The sequence below is a fragment of the Enterococcus sp. AZ088 genome (assembly GCF_051714845.1).
GTDB lineage: Bacteria > Bacillota > Bacilli > Lactobacillales > Enterococcaceae > Enterococcus > Enterococcus faecalis.
This window is the reverse complement of record NZ_JBIOSQ010000001.1, coordinates 1,784,874-1,798,197: the sequence shown is the minus strand read 5'-3', so window position 1 is coordinate 1,798,197 and position 13,324 is coordinate 1,784,874. Positions and strand designations below refer to the sequence as shown.

10 protein-coding genes are annotated in these 13,324 nt (G+C 38.8%); all 10 read left to right on the top strand.

What is annotated here, in order from left to right:
• Positions 1-50: 50 nt before the first annotated feature.
• The 10 genes from IGL17_RS08775 to IGL17_RS08730 all read left to right on the top strand — a co-directional run bounded on the left by IGL17_RS08775 (position 51) and on the right by IGL17_RS08730 (position 13,300).
• Positions 51-797, top strand: coding sequence for a glycerophosphodiester phosphodiesterase (locus IGL17_RS08775; RefSeq protein WP_010713262.1), 747 nt, complete (start codon positions 51-53; stop codon positions 795-797).
• Positions 798-1,727, top strand: a complete 930-nt coding sequence (gene miaA / locus IGL17_RS08770; RefSeq protein WP_002362093.1) for a tRNA (adenosine(37)-N6)-dimethylallyltransferase MiaA — start codon at positions 798-800, stop codon at positions 1,725-1,727.
• Between the two features lie 3 nt (positions 1,728-1,730).
• Entirely contained in the window at positions 1,731-2,972 is a 1,242-nt protein-coding gene (hflX, locus tag IGL17_RS08765) for a GTPase HflX (RefSeq protein ID WP_002356926.1), read from the top strand.
• A gap of 202 nt (positions 2,973-3,174) precedes the next feature.
• Positions 3,175-3,558, top strand: a complete 384-nt coding sequence (locus IGL17_RS08760) for a MerR family transcriptional regulator (RefSeq protein ID WP_002388239.1) — start codon at positions 3,175-3,177, stop codon at positions 3,556-3,558.
• A gap of 42 nt (positions 3,559-3,600) precedes the next feature.
• Positions 3,601-4,941, top strand: a complete 1,341-nt coding sequence (gene glnA / locus IGL17_RS08755; protein ID WP_025193374.1) for a type I glutamate--ammonia ligase — start codon at positions 3,601-3,603, stop codon at positions 4,939-4,941.
• Between the two features lie 257 nt (positions 4,942-5,198).
• The gene (nifJ, locus tag IGL17_RS08750) at positions 5,199-8,930 is read left to right on the top strand and encodes a pyruvate:ferredoxin (flavodoxin) oxidoreductase (protein WP_016618432.1); all 3,732 of its coding nucleotides are present in this window, start codon (positions 5,199-5,201) and stop codon (positions 8,928-8,930) included.
• A gap of 196 nt (positions 8,931-9,126) precedes the next feature.
• Complete coding sequence (cdaA, locus tag IGL17_RS08745) at positions 9,127-10,011, top strand: diadenylate cyclase CdaA (RefSeq protein WP_002389035.1); 885 nt, start codon at positions 9,127-9,129, stop codon at positions 10,009-10,011.
• Positions 10,008-11,171, top strand: coding sequence for a CdaR family protein (locus IGL17_RS08740; protein WP_002366928.1), 1,164 nt, complete (start codon positions 10,008-10,010; stop codon positions 11,169-11,171). The genes cdaA and IGL17_RS08740 overlap by 4 nt, the downstream gene beginning before the upstream one ends.
• Complete coding sequence (glmM, locus tag IGL17_RS08735; protein WP_002356936.1) at positions 11,164-12,519, top strand: phosphoglucosamine mutase; 1,356 nt, start codon at positions 11,164-11,166, stop codon at positions 12,517-12,519. Before IGL17_RS08740 ends, glmM begins: the two co-directional genes overlap by 8 nt.
• 229 nt (positions 12,520-12,748) lie before the next feature.
• Positions 12,749-13,300: an ECF-type riboflavin transporter substrate-binding protein gene (locus tag IGL17_RS08730; protein ID WP_002356937.1), complete on the top strand. Its 552-nt coding sequence runs from the start codon at positions 12,749-12,751 to the stop codon at positions 13,298-13,300.
• Positions 13,301-13,324 lie beyond the last annotated feature (24 nt).

The following is a 13,324-nucleotide window of genomic DNA, read 5'->3' as shown; positions in this document are numbered from 1 at the left end:
TTGAACCCACCTCACTCCAATGGTACAATAAACAAGATTGGAGTGAGAGCATGACAGATATTATTGCACATCGAGGAAGTAAAGGCACCCATCCTGAAAATACGTGTATTGCTTTCAGAGAGGCTGTTCGTGTTGGTGCTGAAGGAATTGAATTAGACGTTCACTTATCTAAAGATGGTTATTTAATCGTTATGCATGATGAAACGGTGGATCGTACGACAGATGGTCATGGTGAAATCCAACAGTTAACATTAAACGAATTAAAACAACTAGATGCTGGAAGCTGGTTTCAGAAAAATCCTTCTGTTCAATGTGTTCCAACATTGGAAGATGTTTTAAATTGTCTTGTAGAAGAACAATTCAATGGTTTTTTGAATATTGAACTTAAAACGGACATTATCCATTATGAAGGAATTGAGAAAAAAGTCGTCCAACAAATGAAGCGAAAAAACTGGCCGTTTCGTTATTTATATTCTAGTTTTTATTTTCCGAGTTTAGTTAAATTAAAAAAAGCTGATCCTAAGACAGAAATTGCCTTTATTTATGAATCTGCAGAGGATTTAAGTCAAGCGGGACCGGCATTCGCGCTTGTCGATAGTTTACATCCAAAAATGTCTTGGGTGTTGGCTCATGAAAAAGAACTTATCACAATTGGCAAACCGCTGCGGCCGTGGACTGTTAATCGGATGGAAGAAACGGAAAATTGTTTTCAGCTAAAATTGGCGGGTGTTCATACGGATTTTCCTGAAGAAGCAAAATTTGCTCGTCAAAATTGGCAAGAAGAAGGAGAAACATAATTGGAGAAAGTATTAGTTATTGTAGGACCCACTGCGGTGGGGAAAACAGCATTAAGTATTGCTTTAGCAAAAAAATTTAATGGTGAAATTATTAGCGGTGACTCCATGCAAGTTTATCGCTCGTTAGACATTGGCACCGCTAAAGTCACAGAAACAGAAAAAGAAGGAATTCCTCACTATTTAATTGATTGCCGTGAAGTCAGCGAAACATATTCTGCCGCTGATTTTCAGAAAGAGGGTCGTCAAAAAATCAAAGAAATTACTGAAAAAGGGAAACTACCAATTATCGTTGGAGGAACAGGTTTGTATATTCAATCACTCCTTTATGATTTTCAACTAGGAAGTCGTGAGATAGATGACTCGCCTGAAATTAGAGAAACGTACAATTTATTTGCGGAAGAAAAAGGGAATCAAGCTTTATGGCAGTTATTACAACAAAAGGATCCTCTAGCGGCTGACAGCATTCATTTTAATAATCGCAAAAAAGTGATTCGTGCGTTAGAGGTCTTTGATAAAACCGGTTATAGTATTTTGACCCCGAAGGAAAAACCAGCTCGTCTCTATGATTATTATTTGTTAGGTTTGGAAACAGACCGCGCTTTATTATATGAACGTATTAATCAGCGGGTGGATCAAATGATGACAGAAGGGCTGTTGGAAGAAGCAAAACAGATGTTTCAGCAACCACATGCACAAGCAGCTCAAGGTATTGGCTATAAAGAATTTTTCCCGTATTTTTCCGGTGAACAATCATTAGAGATGGCGGTTGAAACAGTCAAACAGCAATCGCGGCGATATGCCAAACGTCAATTGACTTGGTTTAGAAATCGAATGGCTGCGCATTGGTGGGACTTGGTTCAGCAGCCAACAGATTTGCCCAAGTTGGAAAAAGAAGTAGCGGAATGGCTACAACAGAAGGAGAGTGAGTAGGCGATGACCACTCATGAAAAAGTGATTCTAGTAGGAGTTGAGACGGAAAAAAATTATCAGACATTTTCTGCATCAATGGAAGAACTGGCGAATTTAACGGAAACCGCTAATGGCGAAGTGGTGTTTGTTTTAACGCAAAAACGACCACAAGTCGATCGACAAACCGTAATCGGTAAGGGGAAATTGGAAGAATTAATTCAATTAACAGATGCCTATGAAGCGGATCTTGTGATTTTTAATCATGAGCTCACACCGCGTCAAAATCAACTGTTATCTGAAGCGTTAGCTGTGCGAGTAATTGATCGTGTACAATTAATTTTGGATATCTTTGCTTTGCGTGCGCGCTCCAAAGAAGGAAAGTTACAAGTTGAATTAGCACAATTGGATTATTTATTGCCTCGCTTGGCTGGTCAAGGAAAACAGTTGTCCCGACTTGGAGGAGGTATTGGGACACGTGGACCTGGTGAAACGAAATTAGAGTCGGACCGCCGACACATTCGGAATAAAATCTTAGGCATCCGTCGTGAGTTAAAAGAAGTCACTGCTCATCGTGAACGAAGCCGCCAAAAAAGACAAAATTCAGAACTATTTCAAATTGGCTTGATTGGTTATACCAATGCTGGCAAATCAACCATTCTCAACATGTTGACGACAGCAGGAACTTATTCAGAGGATCAATTGTTTGCAACGTTAGATCCTTTAACTAAAAAATGGCAATTGCCTCAAGGCATGGAAGTTACGCTGACCGATACGGTTGGCTTCATTCAAGATTTACCAACACAACTGATTGAAGCCTTTCAGTCGACATTGGAAGAAAGTCGGACGATGGATTTACTGCTCCATGTGGTGGATGCAAGTGCGCCAGATCGGTTACAACATGAACGCACAGTTCAAACATTGATTAAAGAATTAGCGTTGGAAAATATTCCGTGCTTGACGGTTTATAATAAAAGAGATCAAGTGGACAGCAAAGAATTTGTCCCAACCTTATTTCCCAATGTATTGATCTCAACTAAAATTTCTGAAGATAAAGAACGACTGGTTCAAGCTATCCGTGCCCAAATGATGGAATTACTCGAGCCTTATCAATTAGAAATTAGCCCAACTGACGGACAACTATTAAGTGAACTTCGCCGGATGACACTAATGATTTCAGAAGAATATGCTGAAAATGAAAATCGGTATATCGTGAAAGGTTTTGCGAAAAAAGAGTCTAAATGGCTGGCTGAATCCGAAAAAGAATAAAAAATGGTAAGTTGATTAGAAATGATTTGTAAAAACAAATCATTTCTATTTTTTTGGTTAGCAGGAGAAAATCAGCCATGAAAAGATGGGAAAGTCCATATTTATCAGGTTTTTTGTTTTATGTTAGAAAATCTAACATAAGTTCTTGACAATTTGTCATTCTATTGTTATTCTAAGAAATAACTAAGAGAGGAGGATGGAGATGAGAGAAAAAGAGTTACGCCGTTCCATGTCAGTTTTTCCAATTGGTACAGTTATGAAACTAACGGATTTGACCGCTCGACAAATTCGCTACTATGAAGAACAGGGATTGATTCATCCAGAACGTAGTGAGGGCAACCGACGCATGTATTCTTTAAATGATATTGATGTTTTGTTAGAAATTAAAGATTATTTATCTGATGGATTGAACATGGCAGGGATTAAGCGTGTGTATGAAATGAAATTAGAGGAACAAAAAAACACCGCCGAGGCGACTCGTCCGTTAACCGATGCAGATGTTCGTCAGATTTTATACGACGAAATCCTTTCGCAAGGAGGACTTACTCAGCAAAATCCGTTCCAATCGAATGTACCAAGGCTTTAACGTTTCAGCAGCCAATAAAAATGAAGGATGGGGATCAGACCGATGACAAGAAAAGCCAAAACGGCAGAAGAGATTAAACATATTGCAGAAGAAGAAAACGTACGTTTTTTACGACTAATGTTTACCGACATTATGGGAACAATTAAAAATGTTGAAGTTCCTGTGAGTCAGCTAGATAAAGTATTAGATAATAAAATGATGTTTGATGGGTCATCCATCGAAGGATTCGTTCGTATCGAAGAAAGTGACATGTATTTATACCCTGATCTATCTACATGGATGATTTTTCCGTGGGAAAGCGACCATGGAAAAGTTGCGCGCTTAATTTGTGATATTTACAATCCTGATGGTTCCCCTTTTGCCGGAGATCCCCGCGGTAATTTAAAACGCGCCTTAGCAGATATGAAAGAATTAGGCTTTACTTCGTTTAACTTAGGACCAGAACCAGAATTTTTCCTATTTAAATTAGATGAGAATGGTGAAATTACCACTGATTTGAATGATAAAGGTGGCTATTTTGATTTTGCGCCAACCGATTTAGGTGAAAATTGTCGCCGTGATATTGTTTTAGAGTTAGAAAGTTTAGGCTTTGAAGTGGAAGCTTCGCATCATGAAGTAGCACCAGGTCAACATGAAATTGACTTTAAATATGCTGATGTAGTTGATGCTTGTGACAATATTCAAACGTTCAAATTAGTTGTGAAAACTATTGCGCGCAAACATGGCTTGCATGCAACATTTATGCCAAAACCTTTGTTTGGAATTAATGGTTCTGGTATGCACTGCAATATGTCATTATTTAATGAAGAAGGTAATGTTTTTTATGACGAGTCAGGAGAGATGGGCTTAAGCCAAACTGCGTATCATTTCTTAGGTGGTTTATTAAAACATGCCCGTGCCTATACTGCGGTATGTAACCCAACAGTGAACTCTTATAAACGCTTGGTACCAGGTTATGAAGCACCTGTTTATGTAGCTTGGAGCGGCAGAAATCGTTCACCACTCATTCGAGTTCCTGAATCTCGTGGTTTATCGACTCGTTTAGAGTTACGTTCTGTCGATCCTTCAGCGAATCCGTATTTAACAATGGCAGTCTTATTACAAGCAGGTTTGGATGGTATTCGTAATGAACTTACGCCACCGCCAGCAGTTGATCGTAACATTTATGTGATGAATGAGGAAGAACGTCAACATGCACAAATTGAAGATTTGCCATCAACCTTACACAATGCCATCAAAGAATTACGTAAAGATCAAGTAATGATTGATGCATTAGGTCGTCACATTTTTGCCAATTTTGTAGAAGCAAAACGAATGGAATGGGCAGCCTTCCGTCAAACCGTTTCTGAATGGGAAAGAGAACAATATTTGGAGTTGTACTAAAAGCTGTTACTTTTAATAATCTTAATGTTTAGAAAGAGGGAGATAAGTCGAAACGCTTATCTCCCTCTTTCATTCTTTAGTTTGTGAACGAATGGATAATTTCTATTTCACAAAATAAAGTAATTTTAATTCAGTTAAATAGTTTGTTTATAGGGGATAAAGTGGTTTTTTCTCAATTTCTCTTTTATTTTTAAGCAAAAAAATTGACAAAATCTTTCATAATTTGTGAAATTCCGCTATAATAAACAAGAATATGCGTGCAACTATTCTATTTTTTAGATATAAAGGATGAGAAAAACATGCGGAAAATGAAAACAATGGATGGGAATGCTGCAGCAGCTTATATTTCCTACGCCTTTACAGAATTAGCAGCCATTTATCCAATAACACCAAGTTCAACAATGGCTGAACTTGTTGATCAGTGGTCGGCCGAAGGTAAGAAAAATATCTTTGGTCAACCTGTGAAAGTAGTCGAAATGCAATCGGAAGCTGGTGCTGCCGGCGTGGTCCATGGCTCTTTAAAAACAGGCGCGCTTACCACGACCTATACGGCTTCACAAGGGTTACTTTTAATGATTCCTAATATGTACAAAATAGCTGGAGAACTATTACCATCTGTTTTTCATGTGGCGAGCCGAGCTTTAACCACGAATGCTTTAAATATTTTTGGTGATCAAGGAGACGTAATGGCCGCACGCCAAACAGGCTTTGCTATGTTGTCAGAAAGCAGTGTGCAAGAAGTGATGGATTTGGCACCAGTGGCTCACTTGGCTTCGATTGAAGCGAGTGTTCCATTTATGAACTTTTTTGATGGCTTTAGAACAAGTCATGAAATTCAAAAAGTGGCAGTTCTTGACTATGAAGAATTAGCACCCTTAGTAAACCAAGAAAAATTAGCCGAATTCCGTCGTCGGAGCATGAATCCGAATCACCCTTCCGTTAGTGGAATGAACCAAAATCCAGATATTCACTTTCAACAACGAGAAACAATAAATCCTTATTATGAAAAATTACCTGGTATTGTTCAAAAATATATGACAGAAATTAACCGGTTACGGGGAACCAATTATGATTTGGTGACGTATTATGGCGCAGAAGATGCAGAAGAAGTGATTGTCACAATGGGTTCAGTTGCACAAACAATTGAACAGACGGTTGATTATTTACAAGAACAAGGAAGAAAAGTTGGTTTTCTTAATGTCCATCTTTATCGGCCATTTCCAGTTGAAACATTTCTTGAAAAAATACCACAATCAGTTAAAGCAATTGCTGTCTTGGATCGGACGAAAGAGCCCGGTGCTGGTGGCGAACCGTTATTATTGGATGTCCAAAGCGCGATGTATGAAGCGGACATTCGCCCAACAATTATTGGTGGGCGCTATGGTTTAGGTTCTAAAGATGTGCTGCCAAATCAAATTGTTGCGGTTTTTGATGAATTAATGAAAGAACGTTCTGCCATGAAGAAGCGTTTTACAATTGGGATTGATGATGATTTAACTTATACTTCATTAGAAGTTGGCAAACCACTTGATTTGACGAATCCGAAAACCTATCAAGCTAAATTTTGGGGCTTTGGTTCTGATGGGACAGTAGGGGCGAACAAGTCAGCAATTAAGATTATCGGTGATCATACAGACAAGTATGCACAAGGATTTTTCTATTATGATTCAAAAAAATCAGGCGGGTTGACCGTTTCTCATTTACGTTTTGGCGAGACGCCTATTCGTTCAACGTACCTCATTGAACATTCTGATTTTGTGGCTTGTCATACAGCCGCTTATTTGCATACTTATGATTTAGTAAAAGGGTTAAAAAAAGGCGGTACTTTCCTCTTAAATACCATTTGGAATGATGAACAACTAGCACGATTTTTACCCAATCAATTAAAACGGTATCTAGCTGAAAATGAGATTCAGTTTTATACAATCAATGCAGTGAAATTAGCTAGTGAAGTCGGACTAGGCGGGCGAATTAATACCGCAATGGAAACAGCTTTCTTCAAATTAGCGCAAATTATGCCTTTTGAGCAAGTGTTACCAATTTTAAAAGAAGAAGCACTGAAAAGTTATGGTCATAAGTCTATGAAAGTTGTCGAAAAAAATATTCAAGCAATCGATAAGACCGTTGAATTGTTGCATCAGGTACCTGTTCCAGCAGAGTGGAGAACGCTTGAAGTTCAACCGCGAAAACGTTCAGAAAATGTTAGTGATTTTGTTCATGAAATTGTTGAACCGATTAATCGTCAAGAAGGCAATGCGTTATCTGTTGCGACACTAGCGAAAAATGGGATGACAGATGGGCGGATGCCTTTGGGAACTGCGGCAGTTGAAAAACGTGGAGTTGCATTAGAAGTACCTGAGTGGATTAGCGATCGATGTACTATGTGTAATGAGTGTGCCTTTGTATGTCCTCATGCGGCGATACGACCATTCTTAGCAGATGAAGAAGAAATGACTGAAGCGCCAGAAGGATTCATTGTGCGTGATCTACGTGGTGCCGACGGCTTGAAGTATCGTATCCAAGTCTCAGTCAAAGATTGTACTGGCTGTGGTCTTTGTGTTGAAGCCTGTCCAGCTAAAGGGAAAGCTTTAGTAATGAAACCTTATGAAGAAGAAAAAGAGCAGGCTATGAACTGGGCGTTTGCTATGACGTTACGTCAAAAGGAAAACCCAGCAAAACCGAATACTGTTTTAGGTTCGCAATTTAATAAACCTTTATTAGAGTTTTCTGGTGCTTGTTCTGGTTGCGGCGAAACGCCTTATGTTAAATTATTGACGCAAATGTTTGGTGACCGAATGCTGATTGCTAATGCAACAGGTTGCTCATCGATTTGGGGTGCTGCAGCGGGTGTGACACCTTACACTACGAATGAACAAGGACAAGGTCCAGCTTGGTCAAATTCTCTTTTAGAGGATAATGCCGAGTTTGGTTACGGCATGTTGTTAGCAACGCAAGCGCGTCGCGAACGTTTAGCTAGTAAAATGACCGAAGCTTTTTCTGTAGCCAGTGATTCTTTACGTTTATTGATGGAAGATTGGATAGCACATCTGTCCGAAAGTGAAGGTACGCAACAACGTGCAGCTAAATTACGTGCAGCTTTGCTTGAAGAAAAAACAAATCAACCTTTATTGGAAGCAATTTATGACGATCAAGATCTTTTTGTCAAACCAAGTCAGTGGATGATTGGTGGGGACGGCTGGGCTTACGATATTGGCTACGGCGGTATTGACCACGTGTTAGCTAGTGGCGCGGATGTAAATATGTTAGTTTTAGATAATGAAGTCTATTCCAATACAGGTGGCCAAACTTCCAAAGCAACTCCTGCATCAGCGATTGCGAAATTTGCTGCCAGTGGGAAATATGCCTCTAAAAAAGATTTAGGGATGATGGCAATGACTTATGAAAATGTCTATGTCGCTCAAATTGCCTCAGGTGCAAACCAAATGCAGACGATTAAAGCTTTTGAAGAAGCGGAAAAATTCCCTGGACCATCGATTATTATTGCTTATACACCATGTATTACACATGGTTTAGCAGGTGGGATGAGTCAAACGTTGAAAGAAGCGAAAGACGCAGTTCATTCAGGTTACTGGTCTTTATATCGCTATAATCCATTATTGCGAGAAAAAGGCAAAGAACCAATGACACTGGATTTCAAAAAACCAGATTTTTCATTAATGAAAGAGTTTATGCGCCAACAAGTTCGCTTTGCGTCCTTAGAATCTAGTCAACCAGATACAGCGGAATTGTTATTTAATAAAACAATTAATGATGCTAAGAGACGGTTCTATAATTATGCTCGTTTAGCTGGTCAAGAAGAAAAAATTCGAGCAAAACTTGAAAAACAAAGTGAACCAGAAATAACTGCGCCAGAGAACGAGAAGCCACGAGTGAAAAAAGAACGCGTAGTTGATCCGGAAGCGGAAGCAAGAAGGGCTGCCCGCCGCGCAGAACGAGCAGCCAAGAGAAAACAACGTGAGCAAGATTAAATAGAAATCAAAAAAACGTGTCTGAGCTTTTTGCTTGGACACGTTTTTTAGTTAGAAATGCGATTTTTTGATGAAAAATTTCAAGTTATTTGAAAAAGTTCCTAAATTTTTTTGATGTTTCCGCTTGCGTTCTGTGATGAAAGAAAATAATGTGGTATACTTGTTAGGAAATCTTGAGAGAGAAGTGAGGGGTATGATGTCGTTTCAATTGAATCAATTATTAGATTTGAATTATTGGCAGCAAGTCATCTCAACGGATTTCTTATCTAAGGATTTTGTTATCAATATCATAGATATCCTAGTCGTATGGTACCTCGTTTACAAATTAATCATGCTTGTTCGTGGAACAAAAGCAGTCCAACTATTAAAAGGTGTCGCTGTTTTTATCATTATCCGCATTCTAAGTGAGATAATTGGTCTACATACATTATCTTGGTTAATGAATCAAGTCATCATGTATGGTGTAATCGCCGCGGTTGTTATTTTTCAACCAGAAGTGCGAAGAGGGCTGGAACATCTAGGGAGAAGTTCGTTTTTCCGCCCGAATAAAGGTGCGCAACAAGAAGATGAGCGTATTATTCAGGCCTTTGACAAAGCCATTCAGTACATGTCAAAACGGAAAATTGGTGCTTTGATAACCATTGAACGCAATACCGGTTTAGATGAATACATTGAGACAGGTATTGATTTGGATGCCGATATTACTGGTGAATTACTGATTAATATTTTCATTCCAAATACACCACTACATGATGGTGCAGTGATTATCAAAAATGAAAAAATTGCTGTTGCTAGCGCGTATTTACCGCTATCAGAGAGCAATTTAATTCCAAAAGAATTTGGAACGCGCCATAGAGCCGCAGTCGGTATCAGTGAAGTCAGTGATGCCATTACGATTGTTGTTTCTGAAGAAACTGGTGACGTTAGTTTGACATTGAACAATGAATTAATTCCTGGTCTAACGCAAGAAGAGTATTTAACAATTTTGCGTAAGGAGTTAATTTCGGAATCATCGGAAGATAAAAAAAGTGCTTTGCAGCATTTTATCGATGATGTAACAAAGGGGGTTAAACGCAAATGAGAAAAGCCTCCCAAAAAAGCTGGTTTAATGGTTTGCTTTCATTGCTGTTTGCATTGTTGTTATTTTTTAATGCCAATGCAACAGGCAATAATCCCTCCAATTCAGGTTCAAGCCAAACGTATAGTGAAACATTGAATAATATTCCGGTCCAAGTCCAATACGATAAAGACAAATATTATGTCTCTGGATTTGAAGAGAGTGTGAATGTTCATTTACGTAGTGCGAACCGCATTCAATTAAACATGGAATCAAATGCTGACACACGAAATTTCCAAGTGGTCGCAGACTTAACCAAATTGCCATTAGGGACTTCGGAAGTGCCTTTGACAGTGCGGGGACTAAGTTCAGCTGTTACAGCTGAAATTGAACCAAAAACAGTGACTGTAACGATTGAAAAGAGAGTAACAAAAAAATTCGATGTAGAAGCACAACTTTCTGATAATATTGAAAAAGAAGGCTACAAAGTAAAAAATATTTCTGTAGATCCAAAAACTGTAGAAGTAACAACTGGAGAAGAAACAGCGAAAGCAATTGACAAAGTGATTGCGCCAGTCTCAAGTGCCAAACAAACAATTGATACGATTAAACAAACGGTAAATGTCCAAGCGCTAGATGCCAAAGGTCAAGTCCTAAGTATCGAAAATCCAGCACCACAAGTCAAAGTAACAGTAGGCTTAACCGCGCCAACGAAAGATGTACCACTGAATGTTAGTATGACAGGTACGCCACCTGCTGGGATCGCTCATTACAATTATAGTTTATCGACGTACCAAGTTAGGGTCAGTGGCCCGCAATCAATTTTAGATACGCTAGAATCAATTGAGGTACCGGTAGATATTTCTGATATTCGCAAAGAAACAAAACAATCAGTGACTATTCCCATTAATGGAGAATACGTAGTTACACCAGATGAGGTTGACGTTTCTTTGAGCCCCGTGTACAATCAACAACAGTCATCAAATACAAATGAAACTTCAGGGGAACCTGCAAGTTCAACAACGGTTGGCTCAGGTAGCCAAGCAGTACAACCAAGTACATCCAGTCAAGTAGAATCAAATACTTCTGAAACAACAAGTGAGGGATCAACAGTAGAAAGTACAACTGCTGGTTCAACTGAAAATACAGAGAATCAAGTGACTAAGGAGAATCAAAATGGGTAAATATTTTGGAACAGATGGTGTAAGAGGAATTGCAAATAAGGAGTTAACACCTGAATTAGCTTTTAAATTAGGGCGTTACGGTGGTTATGTGTTGAGTCAACATGAAGATAGTTCAAGAAAACCTCGTGTTCTCGTAGGGCGCGATACACGTATTTCAGGTGAGATGTTGGAACAAGCATTGATTGCTGGATTATTATCAGTCGGAATTGAAGTTTTCCAATTAGGGGTGATTTCAACACCTGGTGTAGCATATCTTACTCGTTTACAAAAAGCATCTGCTGGCGTAATGATTTCAGCTTCACATAATCCTGCGGAAGACAATGGGATTAAGTTTTTTGGGGCAGATGGCTTCAAATTAGTAGACGATCAGGAAGCAGAAATTGAAGCATTGTTAGATGCAGAAGAAGACACCTTACCAAGACCTTCTGCAGAAGGCTTAGGCTCATTAGATGAATTTCCAGAAGGCTTACTAAAATATTCGCAATTTTTAGTTCAAAGTATTCCTGGCGATTTAGCAGATATGACTGTTTGTTTAGATGCGGCCAACGGAGCAACTGCAACAGCAGTCAATCGTGTCTTCGCGGATTTAGAGACAGATTTCTATACAATGGGAACAAGTCCTAATGGATTGAATATCAATGATGGTGTGGGTTCCACTCATCCTGAAGCTTTGGCAGAAATGGTTGTTGAAAAAGGCGCAGATGCTGGTTTGGCTTTCGATGGCGACGGTGATAGAATTATTGCAGTCGATGAATTAGGACGAATTATCGATGGTGATAAAATTATGTATATTTGTGCTAAATATTTAGCTGAGAAAAAACGTTTAAAAAAAGATACAATTGTTACAACAGTGATGAGTAATCTAGGTTTCCATAAAGCTGTAGAAGAAATTGGCTTAAAAGATGTGGTAACGCAAGTGGGTGACCGCTATGTTGTAGAAGAAATGCGTAAAAATGATTACAATTTTGGTGGCGAACAATCTGGTCACATGATCTTTTTAGATTACAACACAACAGGTGATGGCATGCTTTCAGGGATTCAATTGTTGAATGTTATGAAGCAAACGGGCAAAAAATTATCTGAATTAGCGGATGAAGTGACGATTTATCCACAAAAATTAGTCAATATTCGTGTCACAGATAAAAATGGTGCAATGGAAGTTCCGGCAATCAAAGCAGTTGTCGAACAAGCAGAAGCAGAAATGAATGGCGAAGGTCGTATTTTAGTTCGTCCTTCTGGAACAGAACCATTGTTACGTGTGATGGCCGAAGCGCCAACACAAGAAAAAGTTGATTATTACGTTGATAAAATTGCTGAAGTAGTACGTGCAGAAATCGGCGTTGAATAAGAACCAATTAGAAACCAGACACTTAATGCTAGCTTGCGTTAAGTGTCTGGTTTCTTTGTTGGAAATCAAAAAAAGAAAATAGCTAATAAGCTCCGTCTATCATTGACATAGAGCGGTTAAAAGGGTACTATTTTAGAAGTAAGATGCACCGCGTATCTTCTTTTTTTATTTGATAAAATCAAGAAGGGAGCGGCTGTAAATCAATGGAGTTATAGAATGGAGGAGCGAAATGAAAGAAAAAATGTCCGTCAAGACAATTGTAGCAATTGGAATTGGCTCTGCAGTTTTTGTTATTTTAGGTCGATTCGTTGTGATTCCAACTGGGATTCCTAATACGAACTTAGAAACGTCGTATCCATTTCTTGCTTTAATGTCAGTTGTTTTTGGACCAGTAGCTGGAGGGCTAATTGGTTTGATCGGTCACACATTAAAAGATTTTACCACGTATGGTAGCGCTTGGTGGAGCTGGATTATTTGTTCAGGAATTATTGGTATTATTTTTGGCTTCGCTGGTCGTAAAATGGATCTTCAACATGGTGAATTTACAACAAATGACATGGTGCGTTTCAATATTTTCCAAGCGTTTGGTAATATCGTCGTTTGGGGCTTAATCGCGCCTAGCTTGGATATTTTGATTTATAGTGAACCCGCAAGTAAAGTATTTACACAAGGCGTATTCGCGACTGTTTCAAATATTGTCGCTGTGGGGATTATTGGAACATTGTTGATGAAAGCTTATGCATCAACAAGAACAAAGAAAGGCAGTTTATCGAAAGATTAAGAAACTGTCGAAATAATTTAAATG